A 17,856-nucleotide genomic window follows, 5' to 3' on the forward strand; every position below is an offset into this window, starting at 1 on the left:
CCCCTACGTCATCGCAAGATGGGGATTAATGGTCGGAGGGATCTCCCTCTCCACGTGGGAGAGGGACTAAGGGTGAGGGCTGCCATATATCCCCTCCCCCCTCTGGGGGAGGGCTAGGGAGAGGGGCGGGCGGGTCAGGAGACCCACCCCTACGTCATCGCGCCCCCTCACCCCGACCCCCAAGGATAGAAAAGGGGCCGGTCAAAAGACCGGCCCCCTTGGGGGAGATAAATCGAACAATTCCCACTACACACGTGAATCCACTATTTCCTGCAAAAGGGGCCGGCTATTTAACCGGCCCCCTTGGGGGAGTAGGCCGAACCATCCGGGGCTTTCCTTGGGGGGAGGAGGAGAGACGGTTCAGCCTACAGGTGGCAAATGATAGGCCACGGAGGGGAAGTGGTCAAGGAAAAAGTGGAGGGGGACGGCGAGCCCTTGACCGTCGGCGGGGCGAACCTCTATAATCACCCTCCCGGAAGGGGTGCCCCGTGATTCTGGACGTCAACGCCACCCGCATGGAGCTGATGCGGCTGAAGAAGCGCCTTGCGATAGCGCGGCGCGGCCACAAGCTCCTCAAGGACAAGCAGGACGAGCTCCTGCGGCGTTTCTTCGCGCTCATCGAACGGGCCAAGGGCCTGCGGAACCAGGTGGAGGAGGAGCTCCGGCGGGCCATGACCGGCTTCATCATCGCCCGGGCGCTCATGGACGAGCAGACCACGGCCACGGCCCTGGCGCTGCCCAAGGTCACCGGCGAGGTGAAGACCGTCACCCGTCAGGTGATGAACCTCAAGGTGCCGTCCCTGGAGGTGATCCTGGAGGGTAACGCGCTGGCCTACGGGCTGGCGACGACGCCGCCGGAGCTGGACCTGGCGGTGGAGGGCTTCCGCGGGGTGCTGCCCAGGCTGTTGGATCTGGCCGAGCTGGAGAACTCCATCGAGATGCTGGCCCGGGAGATTCAGCTCACCCGGCAGCGGGTCAACGCCCTGGAGTATATTTTAATTCCGAACCTGGAGGAGACCATCCGCTACATCGGGCTCAAGCTGGGCGAGCGGGAGCGTGGGACGCTGACGCGGCTGATGAAGGTCAAGGAGATGCTGGAAGCCGCCCGGCGGAAGGCGTGAGCGTCGCCGGGGGGTCGAAGGGGTGATGTGCGGTTTTGAGGTTTAACTAAATGTAGGGCGGGGACTGTCGGCTGAGCCGTAGTCCCCGCCGTTTTTCGTCGGCGGAATGGAGGCCGTGGGTCATCCAACGGTTTACCCTCACACATTGGCGCGTGGTTCCGTAGGGGCCGACCGACGGCGCGCCGTTCAGGTCGGTCCGCTTCTTTAAGGCAGCCCTCATCCCCATCCCTGTGCCTCGCAGGCCTCCCACAGGGAGAAGGGGGAACGAGTCACTGCCGGATGGACATTCAACGGCTCACCCTCACCATGCCCCTCCCCCTGAGAGAGAAAGGTAAAACCTCCCCGTCATTCACCCGGCGCCATCCGTGAGCCGTCGGCAAGCCCCGCCGGGGATCGAAATCCCCCGCCACGCATCATCCGCGGCCGACCCAAAGGTAAGAGAACCTGCGGCTCCCTCTTCGTACTCTCCGAAATCGCCGACCTCGGCGCTCACTTGCGCCGGAAGCGCCAGACGACGGGGAAAATGGCAGCGCCGGGACGCTGGAGGCCCAGCGCGAATAGCGTGAGTCAACGGGGCAAAAAAAACGGCCGGAAACCGACCGCTTTTTTTTGAGGGGAACGGGCGCTATTCGATGTACTCGATGGCCGTTATCTCGGCCTCGAAGGACCACTGGTTCTCGTCGCCCAGGCCGTTGTTCATGTAGTAGGAGGGGTCACCCTCGAGGTCGGCCAGGGAGCGCTGGGTCATGGTCGGGGCATCGGCGGAGCTGTCCAGCACGGAGAGGGATCCGGAGCGGAAAGCGATGGGGGCTTCCGCGCCCTCCTCACCCGAGGTGTCCTTGACGCCGGCGGCCAGCCAGACGGTCTCGCCCGTCCCGGCGGCCTCCTCGAGGCGGGCGAGCTGGCGGGCGTCGGTGACCGGTATCCAGTACACCTGATCGCCCTGGCGGACCTGGATGCGCGCCTGGGTGTGGCCCATGTCGTAGGTGACGCCTGAGCGACTGGCCACGTTGGACTGGACCACCTGGGTCACCAGCTTGTCGAGGTTGTTGTCCACACTCGTCTCGGTGCCGGAGACGGAGCCGGTGTACGCCCTCTCGGCCGCCTTGATATCGGCCCGGTCCCGTGTGTCGTCGGAAACCGAGGTCGGGGAAGCGGTAACGCCGCCGACGGCGCCGCCCGAGTGGTACGCCTCGGTATCCTTGTCCACCTCGCCCGCATCGAAAGCCTCCTCGGCCACGGTGGCCCGGGTCACGCCGATGTCGAACACCGATGTGTCCTCGTCTATGACGCCCGAATCCGCGAGCTCCCGGTGGACCGCCTCCTCATCGTAGACGTGGTCGCCCTCGTAGATGTAGCTCGCCACGCGGCCCGAGTCGTCCACGTAGGTCTTGCGGTAGGACAGGTACTCGAAGGAGCCGTTGGTCCCGAAGGCCACCTGCTTGAAGGAGTTCTCGCCGTAGGTGGAGAGGCCGGAGCAGCCGATGGCGAAGATGGAGATGCCCCGGTCGTTGGCGTCCTCCACCGCGTCTTCCAGTGTGTAGAACTCGTCGGGGTACTCGTGGGGGCCGGCGTCGCCCAGAAGGAAGGCGAGCTTGGTCACCTCGCGGTCGGAGTCCCAGGAAAGCTCGTTGATGCCGTCGTCCAGGGCGCGGAAAACACTCTCCGGCTCGTCGCCGCCGCCGCCGGCGTAGATGGCGTCTATGGCATCCTGGATCGCGAGGACGTCGTAGTTGAAGTCGGTGAGCTGGGTCACGTACGCGTCGCCCCGGTCGCGGTACTCGACGATGGCGAAGCGCACCGCGGGGGACGGGGTGCCCTGGGCGATGTTCACGGCGATTTTGCGCATCTCCTGCTTGACCACCTCGATCTCGTCGCCCATGGAGCCGGTGGTGTCCACGAAGAAGGCCACGTCCACGCGCGGCGCGCCGGAGTTGGGATCCACGAAGAGCACGGGGGTGTACCCCACGCCGTACCGCAGGGAGCGTATCTTGTCCACGAGCTGGTGGGAGACCAGGTCCACCATCTCGAAGACGCCGCCGGAGTCGGTCGTCTCGGCCCGCACGCCGCCGGCTATCTCCCCCGACTCCACGAAGAGGACCTGGGCGTCCAGCCGCATGCTCCCCTCGACCACCGTCAGGGAGCCCATGACCATCAGGTCCAGACCGAGGATGCGACCCAATTCGACGGCGGTGACGGGGTCGGTGATGCCGGAGCCCGACAGGGAGTGCTCGGCCAGGACCTCGTCCAGCCGCTCCCGCTCCACCACGGTCATGTCGGGCTGGTTGGCCAGGTCGGTCATCAGCATCTCGGCCATGCCGGTGGAGAGGTAATCGTAGGTGTCATCCGGCGCGGCGACGTCGAAGTAGAGCACGCCTATCCGCACGCCGGCCAGGACAGGCAGGGCCAGGAAACCGAGAAGCACAAACAAAAGAGCGTTACGCATGGTTCCTCCTGAGCTTCTTTCAAACCGAATGAGGGATTAAATAGTTACGTCGTACCGTCCCGATGGGTTCCAGATGCATCCCGCAGCTTACCCTGAACAGGGGTAATATGTTAATCTACACCCGTGCCCGGAGGCAATACCCAGGCGACGGCGGCCATCCATCTCGGCGTGGACGTCGGCTCGACGACCACCAAGGCGGTCGCGCTGGCGGACGGGGAGGTCGTCGGCCGGTCCCTGAGACCCACCGGCGAGGATTTTGCGTCCGCCGCCCGGGACGTCATCGCCGACGCGGCGGGCGGGAGACCTGGTTTCATCGTGGGCACCGGGTACGGCAGGCGGCTGGTCCCCGGGGCCGATCGGACGCTGACCGAGATAACCTGCCTCGCCCTGGGAGCCCGGGCCCTCGACCGTGACGCGGCGGCCTGCCTGGACATAGGCGGTCAGGACTCCAAGTTCCTCTGGCTGACACCCGACGGCCGTCCGGCGGGGTTCGCGCTGAACGACCGCTGCGCCGCCGGAACGGGCAGATTCCTGGAGCTGGCGGCGGCGAGGATTGGGCTGCGGCTCGAAGAATGGGAAACGGTCGGGCTCGACGAGGCGGGGGGGCTGGTCCTCTCGGCTACCTGCGGCGTCTTCGCCGAGAGCGAGTTGGTGGGTCACCTGGCGTCCGGGGTTAATCCCCGCTCCCTGGCCGCGGCGGCGGCGCTCTCCATCGCAGCGCGCATGTTGCCCCTGGCGGTCCAGGCGGGGCGTCCCGGGATGCCCGAGGACGGCGGGCTGGTCCTGGCGGGCGGCGTGTCCAACAACGCCCTGGTCGTGGCGGCGCTCCGCGGGGCCTTCACCGCCCTGGGGTTGCCGGTGCGGGTCCTGCCGGAACCGAGTCTTGCGGTCGCGTACGGCGCGGCCCTGGCCGCTGCACAACTTACTCCCACCGGGAAGGAGCCGGAGTGAAAAAACTGCTCATCCCCCTGTCCATCGCCCTGGCCGTAATCGTGGGCTGCGGACCCAGCGTCAACCCCCACATCCAACTGGCGGGGAAGATAATCTACGCGACGGAGTACGAGGGCGGAATCCACGTCATGCGGATAGACCCCCAGGGCGAGCACCGTGAGGCGCTCACCAACCCGGAGACCATCCGCGGCGCCAGCTCCTTCTTCGACGCCTGCCTGCTCCCCGACGGGGAGAGCTTCGTGGCCGTGGCCAATATCTACGGTAACTACGAGCTTGTGCTGGTAGAGCCCGGTTCCCCGCCCAAGGTCACCCAACTCACCCACAACAAGGCGCGGGACATCTCGCCCTCGGTGACCCCCGACGGGCGGTACGTTGTGTACGCCTCCGATCCCGGCGGCGACCTGGAGCTATTCAAGCTCGATCTGGAGGACCTGGACGCCGAACCGGAGCGCCTGACACACTCCAGGTCCAACGACACCGACCCGGCGGTCCGGCCCGACGGACGCTTCGTCGCCTTCGTGAGCGACCGGCAGGGCGCCTACGACCTCTACGCCGTTGACCTGACCGATGTGGAGCCGCTGCGGCGCCTGACCGACGAGTACGGCGACGTTTCCAAACCCAGCTTCTCGGCCGACGGGAAGTACGTCATCTACGAGTTGATGATCCACGGGAACCCCGAGATAGCTTACTGTAACTTCGACTCCCCCACCGAGCACGGTACGATCATCGAGAGCGACGAGTGGAACGAGTACTCGCCCTGCTTCTCCCCCGACGGGGATTACATCTGCGTCGTGAGCGACCGGGAGGGCACCAGCGACCTGTGCATCTTCACCTTCTCGGGGGACTTCATCCGCCGGGTGACGAGCACCCCGGAGTTCGACACCGACGTGTCCTGGACGCGGTGACACGGTGGACTTTTCGCTCCCAGCTGTGCTAGACTCGCCGCGTTTCAGTCGCGCCCTCGAGGTCGTCGAGAGCGTGGTGACCGTTCCCGAGTCGGGGACGCTCGTCGAATTCCTGGAGCTCCTCGTCCGGTGGAATCGCCGGATCAATCTGGTTTCCCGCGCCAGCGATCCCACGGACCTCCTCGCCGACGCCCTGGTTGATGCCGCCGCGCTGACCCGGATTCTCGAGACCGGCGACGGAACCGAGCGAAGCGAGCTACGCCCCCGGCGAACGGTGGCCGACCTCGGGGCCGGAGCCGGACTTCTATCCGTCGCCCTCGCTCTTTTAGCACCCGGTTTAGACCTGGTGCTGGTCGAGTCCAACACGCGCAAGGCCGGCTTCCTGCGGCGGGTGGCGGCGCTCCTGGCCGACCGGGGGACCGGCGGTTTCGAGGTCGAGGACGCCCGTCTGGAGGAGCTCGAGGAGGGTCCGCGTAGACATCGTCTCTGGCGGGCCGCCTTCTCCCGGGCCGTCTGGCCTCCCGAAGAGGGGTGGGGGAGGGCGGCTCCCCATCTAATTCCGGGGGGCCTCTACATCGCCCTCACCGGACCGGACGCAACCGCGCCCCAGGGGTGGAGCCGGTCGAGCTACGCCGACCTCTTCCCCCATCCCGAGGGCTACAGCTCCCGCAGACTTCTGTGGCGATACAAATGAGCCGACGGATAGCCATCGCCAACCAGAAGGGCGGAGTGGGCAAGACCACCACCGCCATCAACCTCGGGGCCTCCCTGGCCGCCGCGGGCCGGCGTGTGCTCATCGTGGACACCGACCCCCAGGGGAACGCCGCCTCGGGATTGGGCGTCTTCGAGAGGGATTCCAGGCCCACCGTTCTCGACGCCCTCCTGAATCGAGCCGACCTGGAGGAAACGATCCGGCCCACCGACTCCGACTGCCTCTTCATCTCCCCCAGCGTCCCCGAGATGATCGGCCTCGAGCGCGACCTCTTGCACGCGAAGGACGCGCCCTACCGGCTTTCCAAGTCGGTGAACCGGCTCACCGATTTCGATTTCATCCTCTTCGACTGCCCCCCGTCGCTCGGCATACTGACCCTCAACGCCCTGTTGGCGGCGCAGAGCATCCTGATCCCGGTCCAGGCCGAGTACTACGCCCTGGAGGGCCTGACCCAGCTCCTGCGGGCGGTGGAGTACGTTCAGAAACGCCTCGGTCACCCCCTTGAGATAGAGGGCTTTTTGCTGACGATGGGGGATTCGCGGACGCGCCTCGCCGCCGATGTGGAGGCCGAGGTCCGCAGGCACTTCAAGGACAAGGTTTACCGGACCATCATCCCGCGCAACGTGCGGCTTTCCGAGGCGCCCAGCCGCGGGATGCCGGTCATCGAGTACGCCCTCGCGAGCAAGGGCTCCCAGAGTTACATCGCGCTGGCCCGGGAGCTGATGCTTCAACCTGCGCGGCTCGCCGAGGGGGCGCGATGAGCCCCCGGGACCCCAAGCGCGGTCTGGCCCGCGGTCTGGACGACCTCCTGGGCGACCTGGCCGATACGACCCCGGGACGGCGAGCCGTGCCGGCCGAGGGAGAGGTGGAGCTCGACCGGATCGAGCCGAATCCCCTCCAGCCGCGCCGGCACTTCCCCCCCGAGAGCCTGGAGGGGCTGGCCTCCTCGATCAAGGCCCAGGGCCTCCTCCAGCCGATTCTGGTCCGGCCCAAAGAGGGCGAGGAGGGCCGTTATCAGGTCATCGCCGGCGAAAGGCGCCTGCGGGCCGCGAGGATGGCCGGTCTCGAGCGGGTTCCGGTCATCGTCCGCGCCGTGGACGACCGTAACGCGCTCACCCTGACCCTGCTGGAGAACCTCCAGCGGGAGGACCTGCGGCCCATCGAGCTGGCCCAGGGGTTGAAGGAGCTGGTCGAGCGGTTCGGCCTCACCCAGGTCGAGCTGGCGCGGGGGCTCGGTGTCTCCCGGGAGCAAGTCTCCAACACCCTGAGACTTTTGAAGCTGCCGGAGAAGGTCCGGGAACTGCTGGACGCGGGGCTCATCACCCCGGGGCACGGGAGGCTCCTGGCCTCCCTGGACTCCCCAGAGATGGCGCAGGCCCTGGGCGAGCTGGTCGTGGAGAGGGACCTGACCGTCCGCGAGCTGGAGATGCTCATCGCCGATCAGGCGGCGGTCGAGATTCCGACCGAGCCCGGAAGCGGGGTAAAAAAACCGAGCGAAGCGAGCTATGCCCCTGGCAAATCGTCGGAACCCCGGCGGGCGGCGTCGGTCAAGGACCCAGACCTCGTCCTCTTCGAGGAGGAACTCCAGCGCCGGATCGGCACCCAGGTGAAGATCCGCCACCTCAAGTCGGGGCGCGGGCGGATAATCATCGAGTACTACTCCCCCGACGAGCTGGCAGGAATCATCGAGAAGCTGACCGGGTAATAACCCGTAGGGGCGACCGGTAGGACGAGTCCTCCACGGTCGCCCGCGGGCGGGTGTGGACACCCGCCCCTACGGCGTTTCGTTAAGGGATGCACATCCCGGGCGCTCTCGCGTGCGCCAACCACATTGGGTAAAAAGCAGCCAGAATGGGAAATCCACATCATCCCCCGTTCGACGGGGAGGCACAGGATTTTCCGGCTCACCGAGCTGAAGAGGAGGGCCCTTTTAATCGGCGCCTCCCTGGTGACCTTCATCGCCTTCGCCGCCATCGTCATCACCGTTCTTCTATCCTTCGGGATCACCCTGGGGATGGACCAGTTCAACTTCGTCGAGCTCAAACGCCTGCGGGTGGAGAACGAAGAGCTCCGGGGGGAGCTGACGTTAATCGTCGACCTCGAACGCGAGGTGACCCTGGGCGAGGAGATAGTCAGCCGCCTGCGCGGGATGCTGGGGATTGACCTTGCCGAGGAGCGGCGCGCGGAGGCGGAGAGGATACTCACCTCGGCGGTGCCCTACGTGCCCGGCGAGGAACCGGAAGCGCTGGAGCTGACCGGCGAGGCGGCGACCTACGCCCCGACCGGCCCGGCGGCGGGGAGGACCAGCGAGCTGGCGGCTTACGTGGCCAGGGCGGCGGTCCAGGGACTGTCCACACCCCGGGGCTGGCCGCTTCGGGGCTGGATCACGCGGGGGTTCGTCCCCGCCGGGGACTCGAAGCACGCCGGAATAGACATCGCCTGCGACGAGGGGAGGCCTGTCTCCGCCACGGCGGCCGGAGTGGTCGTCTTCGCCTCCGAGGACAGGCATTACGGACTGAAGGTCGTCATCAGCCACGACTCCGGGTACACCACCACCTACGGTCACAACTCCAAACTCCTGGTCCAGGTCGGAGACACGGTGGAGAGGGGACAGCACATCGCTCTTTCCGGCAACACAGGCGCCAGCACGAGCCCCCACCTGCACTACGAGATACGGCGGGACGACATCCCCATAGATCCCACGCCGTTTTTAGAGGAATAGTTTTTTCAACGAGTTACGGCAGCCATCCCAGTAAAGCGAGGCCTGATGACCAAAGAAGAGAAAAAGTATGACCGCGGATCCTCCGGCGTGCACTCCATCGTCGGCGAGGGCACCATCTTCGAGGGCAACATCTCCGTCCAGGGCAGCCTCCGCATTGACGGCATCTTCAAGGGCACCATCAAGTGCGACGCCTTCTACGTGGGGCGCTCCGCCGAGGTCACGGCCGAGGTGGAGGCCAACCGCAGCGTCATCGGCGGGAAGATCCACGGCAACCTGGTTTCGCCCATGTCCGCCGAGATCGAGGAGACCGCGGAGATAATCGGCGACGTGCGCACCGAGTCGCTGACCATCACGGAGAAGGCGATCGTCCACGGTTTCATAGACATGGGCAAGTCCGAGGGGTACAAGAACCGCCTCGCGTCTCTGGGCAACCTGGCCAAACCGGGGGGCGGCGGCGGAGAGAAGGGCAGGGTCGAACCCAGGCCGGAGCCCAGGCCCGAGTCGAACTTCCCCCACCGGCCCCCCGAGGCGAAGAAGTAGCGCGGATCCAATTCAAACGAACGACCGGCAGGGCGGCGGCGGCGCGCGCCTTCCGGCGGTGTGGGATGCGAAGGATACTGACCGGTATATTCATCCTGGTCCTGTTGTCACCCGCGGCGGCGGGGAGGAGGGCCGGCCTCGAGGTGAAGGGCGGCGGCGTCCTCAATGTCGCCCAGGCCTTCAGCGGTTTTCTCAACATCGGCCCCCGCGCGGACGTCGGATACTACGACCACTGGTTCTACGTCGGAGGACGCCTCTCGTACCTCTACTCCGACATTCACGACGGCTGGAACCTTCGCGCCGGCGTTTTCTCGGGATGGCGCTCCAACTTCACCCGGCACGAGCTGTACGTCACCGCCCTCCTGGGCGCCGAGTACCACCAGGCCCCCTGGGACGCCCTCGTATCCGGGGAGGGCTTCGGACCCTCCGGCGTCTTCTCCATCACCCTCGAGCCGGGGCTCACCGCCCGCATCACCGATTGGCTCTCGATCCACATCGAAGTGCCCATCGCCTTCCCCCTGGGCCGCGAGGGGCTGGACCCCGACGTGAAGGGATTCCTCTACGTGAACGTGTACTGGTTTTAAAAACACACGTAAAGAAGGATGACGCAACCGCCATCCAGATTAAATGATGTAGGGCGGCCCCTCTGCGGGCCGCCGTTTTTAACCGCACCACATATATTACGGTGGTATAGGGCGGCCCCGGAGGACGAGTCCTCTGCGGCCGCCGCTTTTATATTTCGCCCTCACCACGGCCCACGCAAACGTAGGGCGGGGGTTCCCAACCCCGCCGCTCTTTACCCAAACCCTCCCCCCACTAAATTGCGCTCACACCGTGGGCGGGGTGTCGAAGGGCGGCGGCTCGGCGGGATAACCGGCGGGTCCCGGCTTGCCCCGCAGGAGGCGGAAATTCCTCGGCTCGCCGAAGCGCACCCCGAGGCGGCGCTCGATCCACTCCAAGGCACGCCTACCCGGGGAATCGGTATAAGGACCGGATAAAACCTGTTTCCGCGCGGCAAAGACCCGGGCTCCCATCGGCGCCGGGTGTGTCCCGGTGAAGGGGACGATGTAGCGCGAGTTTTTGTAGACCGGCGCAGGTTGCACCTCGTCGGGCCGCGCCAGGCGCTCCTCCAGCTCGGCGTCGTCCGGCACGTACAGCCGGGTGAAGTTCCGCTGCTTGGCGCGGAAGGATTCCTCGGGCCGGGCCCAGCCGTAGTGGAAGACCTCCGCGTTTGCGGCCCAGACCACCCACGGTTTCCGTTCGGCGAGCCGCCCGTCGGGGAAGCGGAAGCCCATGGCGTCGCCCCAGGATTTCAGCCCTATGCCGAGCCGGATCACCCGCACCTCGCGCCGGTACCACTTCCGCCCGGTGTGAACCGTGTGATAACCGCCGTAAAAGTGGCGGAAACGGAACAGGAGCCCCTGGATTTCGCCGTCGGCCAGGTGGTGCTCCATACAGGCGCGGACGGCCGGGTGGTAGCGTTCGTGTATCGCCTCGTCGGCCTGGACGTAGAGGCCCCAGTCGCCGGAGCAGCGTTCCAGCGCCACGTCGGTCAGCCGGGCCAGAATCCGGCCCCCCGTCCGCAGCGACTCGTCCCAGGGCGCCTCGGAAATCACCACGCGCGGGTCGCAGAGCTCGGCCCGGAGGTAATCCAAGGTGCCGTCGGTGGAACGGGCGACCACGAGCTGGAATTCGTCGCACAGCGGCAGGACGCTCCGCACCGCCTCCACGACGGGGTAGTCGTTCTCCAGGGCGTTGCGGACGAAGCTGAAACCGCAGACCCTCACACCTTCAACCCCTTCCATTTGCCGCCGGCGAACCGCCAGTAGGCGAGCCCGGCGCGGACGTAGAACGCCAGGACCGACAGGGCCCAAAAACCCACTATCCCCCATTTGAATACGAACACGGCCAGAAGGGAGAGGGGAATACGCAGCCCCCAGAAGCCGATGACGGCCAGGGCCAGGGTCCAGCGCGTGTCGCCCGCCCCCCGCAGACCGCCGGTCAGGGGCATCATGATGGCCAGGGCCGGCTGTTCGAGGGCGGCGATGGTGATCAGCACCGCGCCGGTGGAGAGCACCTGGCCCGAGGGCGCCGGTGGGAAGAGGGCGGGCACCTTTTCGAACCACCCCTGCCCGGTGTGAACCATGGCCGCGGCACCGGTGTGCAGGAGCTTGACCCCGGTCGCGCCCTCGTCTATGAAGACCCCCGCCAGGTCATGAGCGAAGAGGGCGAAGACCACCCCCATCGCGCCCATGAGGACCAGGGCGACGACGGCCGAGCGCCGGCCCGCCTTCTCCGCCAGCTCCGGCTCCCCCGCGCCCAGGTACTGCCCCACCAGGGTCGTGGAGGCCAGCGCCAGCCCCCACCCCGGCATGAAGGACAGGCTCTCCACCTGGATGCCGATCTGGTTGGCCGCCAGGGCCACCGTCCCGAGCTGGCTCACGATCCAGACCGAGACCATCTGCCCCACGCGGAACACGCCCTGCTCGAACATGGCCGGGGTGCCGACGTGGAAGATGCGGCGGATGGCGGACCAGACCGGCCGCAGCGTCTCGGAAAATTTCAGCCGCTCCTTGGTGAACCCGAAGTAGAGGATGACCACCGTGGCGACCCCGGCGGCGGTCATGGACAGCGACGACCCGAGGGCGGCCCCGGCGACCCCCATGGGCTCGATGGGGCCCAGGCCGTAGATGAAGACGTAGTTGAAGGCGACGTTCAAGAGGTTGGCGATGAGGGTGATGATGAGGGGCCGGACGTTGTCGCCGAAGCCGCGCATCACCGACGCGCCCACCATCGTCACCACCCACGGCAGGCCGGCGTAGCACAGGATGCGCACGTACGCCGTGGCAGCGGACATCACCGCCGGCTCGGCCTTATAGATGGACAGCAGGAGCGGGAGCAGGAAGGGGCCTATCGCGGAGAGGAAGAGGCCGAATCCGAGGGCCACGAACATGGACTGGCCGCCGATGAACCGCGCCCCGTCACGGTCCCGACGGCCCCACAGGCGCGCCACCACCGCCGTGGTCCCCACCCCCACGCTGGTCAGGAGGAAGAGAACCGGCCAGACCACGCCGCCGCCCAGGGCCACCGACGCCACGCCGTTCTTCCCCAGCGCCTGGCCGATCATGATGGTGTCCACCACGCCCACCATGGTCTGCAGGACCATCTCCCCCACGGCGGGGAGCGCCAGGCGTAAGATGTTCCCGTTCAGGTGCCGGGCGTCGAGGACGAGGTTTTCTTCGCGGACCACGGCCTTACCTTTGGCGGAGCAATCGAACGGGCATTATTTGAAAAGACCGGCGGAGCCGCGGGTGAGACGACGGAGATTGAGAGTCGCTTCGTTGTTTTCGACTCCGCCGTCCTAGGGCGAAACCTCCAAATACCGGACGAGGACCGAGGCCGGCCCGTGGTTTGGACGGGCCAGGTTCGGGTCGGGGTGGAGGCCGACGACCTCGCCCGAAATCATCCGCCCGCCGAGGCCCTCCGGCGCGTCCACCAGCTCGCCGCGCAGGTAATTCCCGGTGACGCCCGTCTGCGCGCCCGAATCGGACCGCCGCCGCTCGACCAGCAGACGGACACGAGTGCCCATATTTTCCCCGGCAAAATTAAATGCCAGCTCGGCGGAGAGCGACCGGAGGACGCGGGAGCGTTCTTTTTTTACCAGGGGCGGGACGCGGTCGGTAAAACCTTCCGCCGCCGTTCCCGGCCGGGGGGAAAAGCTGAACACGTGGAGGTAGTCCGCGGTTTTTTGAGAAACCTCCACCGTCCGGGCGAAATCGGCGTCGGTCTCGCCGGGGAAGCCGACCATTACGTCCTGTCCCAGCCCCAGGCGCGGGATGCGCTCTTTGGCGAAGCGGATGTTTTCCAGGGCGCGCGCGGCGGTGTACGGCCGGTTCATCCGGGCCAGAACGTCGTCGGCTCCGGACTGGAGCGGCACGTGGAGGTGTGGGGCTATCCTGCCCTCCGAACCGGCGATGAGATTGACCAGCCCCGCGGTCAGCTCGTCGGGCTCGATTGAGGTCAGGCGCAGGCGCTCGAGGCCTGGGGTTTCGAGGAGCGCCCCCAAGAGGTCCGTCAGTTTTTTACCCGATTCGGCTCCCCAGGCGCCCAGGTGAACGCCGGTCAGGACGACCTCCCGGTGCCCGGCGGCGACGAGACGCTCCAGAGCCGCTTTCGCGTCGTCAATCGGGCGGCTCCGGGCCTTCCCCCGGGCCAGTCGCACCTTGCAGTAGGTGCAGGCGCCATCGCAGCCGTCCTGCACCTTCAGAAAAGCCCGCGTGTGGTGCAAAAAACCGCCGGCCGTTTCGGGCCAGCGGTTTTCCTCAACCATCCCACCCTCCACCGCCCGCAGAAGGGCGGCCCCCGCGAGGGGGGTCACGTCCGTCACGCCCGGTATGCGTTCCAGGACGTCCGGATCGGTGACGGCGTAGCACCCGGCGGCCACGACCCTTCCCCCCGGGACGACGACCCCGGCCGCCCGGCGCAACAGGTTCCGCGAACGGTAGTCGGCCCTCCCCGTGACGGTGCAGGTATGGACGACGCAGACCTCCGCGGCCTCGCCGAACTCCACGGCCGTGTACCCGGCCCCGACGAAGGCGCTCAGGGTGGCCTCGGCCTCGCAGGCGGAGAGCTTGCAGCCGAGGCTGGCGACGGCGACCCTCACCTAGAGTTCGACGCCGCTCAGAACCTTGCTCCGGTCGCGAGCCACGGCGGCGAACCCCTTCAGCTCGTTGTCGAAGGCGAGGAGCACGTTCTTCACCGACTCCGCGTCCGCGCCGGCGGTGCCGAGGCCCTCGCCCGACTCCACGAGACGGCCGACCTTCTCCAGAAGCCCCTCGTCATAGGAGTAGAGCTGGTCCAGCACCTCCCCCGTGACCTTGATCGGATCGGTCTTTCCCGAGTAGCCGTAATCGGCGTAGTGGAAGGCGTCTGTCACCGTCTCCAGGCGGTTCTCCACGGCGTCCACCGCCTTCAGGAGCTCGAGCAGGCCGTTGTTGGTCAGCGAGATGACCATCTCGCGCAGCTTGACCTTGAGGCCGTCCAGGCGCGCGACGAGAATTTCGCGCAGCAGGCGGTCGGCCTCCCGGCGGGTTTTGAGCTCCTTGTAGCCCTGGTAGCCGGGGATCAGGCGGGCGAGCTTCGACTCCACACCCGAGCGGTCATCGGCGATTCGGTCGCGCAAATCATCCATCGGCATACTCCCCAAAGAGTGGCAGGGGACGTGTTTTAACTTGACCCCTCCCTCGCCGGCGGACGGGGGCGGTCGGGTTGCAACGATTATAAACGCCGACCGGGGTAAAATCCAGCCTCCAGACCGTATCGAGCCGCCCGGCGGCGACGGTCAGTCATGAACCGGCGTCTTAGGCGTCCGCAGCCTTTCGATGAGGCAGAAGCTGTCCAGCCACATCTTGCGCTCGGAGTAGAGGTCGTGGGACTCCTCGAGCACGACCTCGCCGGAGGGCCCTACCACCTTGGTCTTGGCGTAGTTCCAGGCCCGCCCTGTTTCCGTGGGGTTCATCCCGTAGAGGGTGGCCACGCTGGATTCGGTCCCGCTTTGAATCTCCACGGAGAAGGCCCGTTCGCCGGCAAAGACGCCCGCCACGCAACCCATGTGCCGCATGGGGAGGAAGTAGCGGAACTCCACGCGGTGCAGGCCCGGCGGGAGGGGAATCTTCACCTCGCCCGCGGCCGCGTGCAGAACGGCCACCAGGGAGTCGTCAACCAGGGCGTGGACGTAGGTCGAGCCGTGCTGACTGGTGAAGAAGAGCCGCAGGACGCCGTCCGCCGTCTGGACATCGTCCCGGGGCTCGATGGCCTGCGCGAGGACCAGTCCGGCCTCGGACAGGAAGCGAGGGAAGTGGAGCCGGTCGGGCACATCTCCTTCCAGCACCAGGATGAATTCCCCCATCAGGGCATCCACGGCGAAGAACGAGATGGTGGAGCTCATCCCCGCGTTGGCCAGCTCGCCCCAGAATGCGTACCGGCATCCAGCCTCCCCGGCCTGAGCGACGGCCTCCTCCAACCCGAAGGCCCTGTGCCGGATGAGCCGCTCCGGGGGCTCAAGCTCCTGCTCGGCCAGTTTCCCGAGCTCGGCCAGATCGGGGTGCAGCACGACGCGGAAGTCGGGGCCGTAGTCGTCGAGCACCTCCTCCACCTCGGCCGCCGCGATGAGGCTCATGTAAGGGTCCTCGTATGAGAGGACGAAGGGGAGTGCGAGGACTCGGTTGCGCCGCGCCTCCAGTTCCAGGGGGAGACGGTGCCCGAACCACGCCATGTCGGTGTCCGGCGGCAGCCTCCGGGCCACCGCCAGCGCCAGGGCGTCCAGCCGGGTGAAGGCCGGCGCGTCCCCCAGGACGGTCAGGGCTCGACGGGGATCGCCACCGCCGAGGGGGTTGAAGCCGTAGATCCGCATCAGGGCACGCGAGAGAACGCGACCGAGCTCGGCGGAATCGCCTTCGGGGGGAATCCCGACAACGCCCCCCACGACCCTACCGGTCCGAGTGTCGTAGGTCGGCGTCAGTTCTGCTGCGACTGGGGCGCTCCGGACGATGATGTCGGCCCGGAGCTCGTCCTCGGCGGCGCGCGTGAGCTCGATGAAGCCGATGTCCGGGAGCCGGGGACCGGAGAGGGGTTCTCGGATGTCGTCGAGCGCCCCGGTCAGGTCCGGTTCGACGTACACCCGGGGCGGCGAATCCCAGCGGCACCGCCAGCGGGTGTCCGCATCCGCCGGGGAGGTGGCACTGGAATCCCGGATGAAATCCACCAGGGAGACCGGAACCTCGCCCAGGCGCACCAAGGCGGGGACGAGGGCGACGGTGACCCGCTCGGTGCGCCCCACGGGCCGCCGATAGGCGGCGAAACGCTCCCCGGCCTCGACCACCAGGACCCCGAAGCCGTCAAATGTGATTCGGAACTCGCCCCGGCTGTCGGCTTGAACCGATTCATCCTGAATGGTCACCTCGGCCCCGGGCACCGGCACACCCGTGGCCGCGTCCAGGACCACCCCGGCGATGAATTTCGCCTGGGCGCCCCAGACCAGGACGAGCGGGAGGAGCAGCTTCAGTTTCAGCTTCATCTGTGACGGCTACGCTAGCATAAGAAACTGCGCCTGACAAGCCGCCCGGGAAGCTTCGATTTCCCATTCGACCGCGGCTGAATTATAATCACCCGACCGTGAGCTACGAACCGCAGGAACCACTGGTCCTCGTCGCCGGGGCGGGCCGACTCCCCCTAGTGGCCGCCCGGAGCCACCGGGCGGGTGGCGGGCGCCTCCACCTGGTCAGCCTTTCTCGGCAGATTACCCCGGAGCTGGAGGAGTTGACCACCGAGGCCGTCGTCTTCAGCATCGGCCAGGTCGGCGGCATCCTGGACTACGCCCTCGGAACGGGCGCCCGCCAGGTGAGCCTGCTGGGTAAGGTAGTCAAGGGGAAGCTCTTCGACGGGCTCAAGCTGGATGCCCTGGCGATGAAGCTCTGGCTCGCGACCCGTGACCGGAGCGACCGGGGCATCATTCGCACGCTCTGCGACCTGGCGGGGGAGAGGGGGCTCGAGGTGGTCAGCCAGCTCGATCTCCTGCGAGAGCTGGTCACCCCCGAGGGGGCGTTGACGAAGAAGAGACCCGGCCCGGCCGAGGAGGAGGACGCCCATCTGGCCTTCCGCCTGGCGCTGGAGTGCTCGCGTCTGGGCATCGGCCAGACGGTTCTGGTCCGCGGCGGGATCGTTGTGGCCGTGGAGGCGCTGGAGGGGTCCGATCGCTGCCTCGTCCGGGCGGGGGAACTGAGCCGCGGCGGCTCCAGGCTGTTCAAGGGGGGTCTGGTGATGGCCAAGGCCGCCGGATGGGACCACGACGTCCGCTCCGACGTGCCCACGGTGGGGACGGACACCTTGGCGAAGGCGAAGGAGGCGGGCGTAACCTGCATCGCCCTGGAGAGCGGTCGGACTCTCATCGCCGATGGGGTGGAGGAGTTCGCGCGAACCGCCGCAAAGCTGGGCATCGCCGTGCTGGGTGTGCCGCTCCACGACGCCTGATGCCCATTTGTCGTAGGGGCGGGTGTCCAAACCCGTCCCTACGCTTTCCCTTTCCCCGTGGGAGCTCTGCGAGGTACGGGCTGGGGTGAGGGTTTCCTTAGAGATAAATCCCCTCCCCCTCTGGGGGCGTAACAGCGACCCGCAGGGAACGCGTCCTACGGAGCCGCCTTACATACGCCCTTCAATGCTCGTCGGCTATCCCAAACGAAGGGCGGGGATTTTAATCCCCGCCGCGTTTTTCAAGGTAGCCCACACAGATAAATCCCGCTCCCAAAGGGAGAGAGAAACCCCTACCGGCTGATGACCAGCCTCTGGGTCAACGATCCCGCGGTCGTCTCCAGGCGGTAGAGGTAAACGCCCGAGGGAACCTCGCCGCAGTTCCAGGTCGCCTCGTGACGGCCCGCGGTCAACTCCGAGTCTAAAAGCGTCGC

General features: G+C 66.9%; 16 protein-coding genes. 10 read left to right on the plus strand and 6 right to left on the minus strand.

What is annotated here, in order from left to right:
• Positions 1 to 488 precede the first annotated feature (488 nt).
• Entirely contained in the window at positions 489 to 1,121 is a 633-nt protein-coding gene (locus VM054_03480; GenBank protein HUT98114.1) for a V-type ATP synthase subunit D, read from the plus strand.
• Between the two features lie 625 nt (positions 1,122 to 1,746).
• Here the strand turns inward: VM054_03480 and VM054_03485 are convergent.
• The gene (locus VM054_03485) at positions 1,747 to 3,567 is read right to left on the minus strand and encodes a CsgG/HfaB family protein (GenBank protein ID HUT98115.1); all 1,821 of its coding nucleotides are present in this window, start codon (positions 3,565 to 3,567) and stop codon (positions 1,747 to 1,749) included.
• Between the two features lie 123 nt (positions 3,568 to 3,690).
• On the opposite strand from VM054_03485, the gene VM054_03490 reads away from it, so the two are divergent.
• The 8 genes from VM054_03490 (at position 3,691) to VM054_03525 (ending at position 9,981) form a co-directional block, all read left to right on the plus strand.
• On the plus strand, positions 3,691 to 4,518 hold the full coding sequence (locus tag VM054_03490) for an acyl-CoA dehydratase activase (protein HUT98116.1): 828 nt from the start codon (positions 3,691 to 3,693) through the stop codon (positions 4,516 to 4,518).
• Complete coding sequence (locus VM054_03495) at positions 4,515 to 5,423, plus strand: hypothetical protein (protein HUT98117.1); 909 nt, start codon at positions 4,515 to 4,517, stop codon at positions 5,421 to 5,423. Before VM054_03490 ends, VM054_03495 begins: the two co-directional genes overlap by 4 nt.
• Positions 5,424 to 5,427: 4 nt before the next feature.
• On the plus strand, positions 5,428 to 6,117 hold the full coding sequence (locus VM054_03500) for an RsmG family class I SAM-dependent methyltransferase (protein ID HUT98118.1): 690 nt from the start codon (positions 5,428 to 5,430) through the stop codon (positions 6,115 to 6,117).
• A complete protein-coding gene (locus tag VM054_03505; protein ID HUT98119.1) occupies positions 6,114 to 6,896 on the plus strand; it encodes a ParA family protein in 783 nt (260 codons plus the stop codon). Before VM054_03500 ends, VM054_03505 begins: the two co-directional genes overlap by 4 nt.
• On the plus strand, positions 6,893 to 7,840 hold the full coding sequence (locus VM054_03510) for a ParB/RepB/Spo0J family partition protein (GenBank protein ID HUT98120.1): 948 nt from the start codon (positions 6,893 to 6,895) through the stop codon (positions 7,838 to 7,840). The genes VM054_03505 and VM054_03510 overlap by 4 nt, the downstream gene beginning before the upstream one ends.
• Positions 7,841 to 7,966: 126 nt before the next feature.
• A complete protein-coding gene (locus tag VM054_03515; GenBank protein ID HUT98121.1) occupies positions 7,967 to 8,857 on the plus strand; it encodes a M23 family metallopeptidase in 891 nt (296 codons plus the stop codon).
• A 45-nt stretch (positions 8,858 to 8,902) separates the two neighbouring features.
• Positions 8,903 to 9,397, plus strand: coding sequence for a polymer-forming cytoskeletal protein (locus VM054_03520; GenBank protein HUT98122.1), 495 nt, complete (start codon positions 8,903 to 8,905; stop codon positions 9,395 to 9,397).
• A gap of 65 nt (positions 9,398 to 9,462) precedes the next feature.
• Positions 9,463 to 9,981: a hypothetical protein gene (locus VM054_03525; protein ID HUT98123.1), complete on the plus strand. Its 519-nt coding sequence runs from the start codon at positions 9,463 to 9,465 to the stop codon at positions 9,979 to 9,981.
• Positions 9,982 to 10,224: 243 nt separating this feature from the next.
• Here VM054_03525 and VM054_03530 read toward each other — a convergent pair whose 3' ends face one another.
• The 5 genes from VM054_03530 to VM054_03550 all read right to left on the minus strand — a co-directional run bounded on the left by VM054_03530 (position 10,225) and on the right by VM054_03550 (position 16,472).
• A complete protein-coding gene (locus tag VM054_03530; GenBank protein ID HUT98124.1) occupies positions 10,225 to 11,184 on the minus strand; it encodes a glycosyltransferase family 2 protein in 960 nt (319 codons plus the stop codon).
• Positions 11,181 to 12,647, minus strand: a complete 1,467-nt coding sequence (locus VM054_03535; protein HUT98125.1) for an MATE family efflux transporter — start codon at positions 12,645 to 12,647, stop codon at positions 11,181 to 11,183. The genes VM054_03530 and VM054_03535 overlap by 4 nt, the downstream gene beginning before the upstream one ends.
• 111 nt (positions 12,648 to 12,758) lie before the next feature.
• Positions 12,759 to 14,060 (minus strand): MiaB/RimO family radical SAM methylthiotransferase, encoded by a 1,302-nt coding sequence (locus tag VM054_03540; GenBank protein HUT98126.1) that lies wholly within the window; start codon positions 14,058 to 14,060, stop codon positions 12,759 to 12,761.
• Positions 14,061 to 14,588 carry a hypothetical protein gene (locus tag VM054_03545; GenBank protein HUT98127.1) on the minus strand — a complete coding sequence of 176 codons (528 nt, stop codon included), beginning with the start codon at positions 14,586 to 14,588 and terminating at the stop codon, positions 14,061 to 14,063.
• Between the two features lie 150 nt (positions 14,589 to 14,738).
• The gene (locus VM054_03550) at positions 14,739 to 16,472 is read right to left on the minus strand and encodes a carboxypeptidase-like regulatory domain-containing protein (protein ID HUT98128.1); all 1,734 of its coding nucleotides are present in this window, start codon (positions 16,470 to 16,472) and stop codon (positions 14,739 to 14,741) included.
• Between the two features lie 98 nt (positions 16,473 to 16,570).
• Between VM054_03550 and lpxI the strand changes: the two genes are divergently transcribed.
• A complete protein-coding gene (gene lpxI, locus VM054_03555; GenBank protein HUT98129.1) occupies positions 16,571 to 17,425 on the plus strand; it encodes a UDP-2,3-diacylglucosamine diphosphatase LpxI in 855 nt (284 codons plus the stop codon).
• Positions 17,426 to 17,856 lie beyond the last annotated feature (431 nt).

It is taken from the genome of bacterium (assembly GCA_035528375.1).
In the GTDB taxonomy this organism is placed as follows: Bacteria; RBG-13-66-14; RBG-13-66-14; order RBG-13-66-14; family RBG-13-66-14; genus RBG-13-66-14.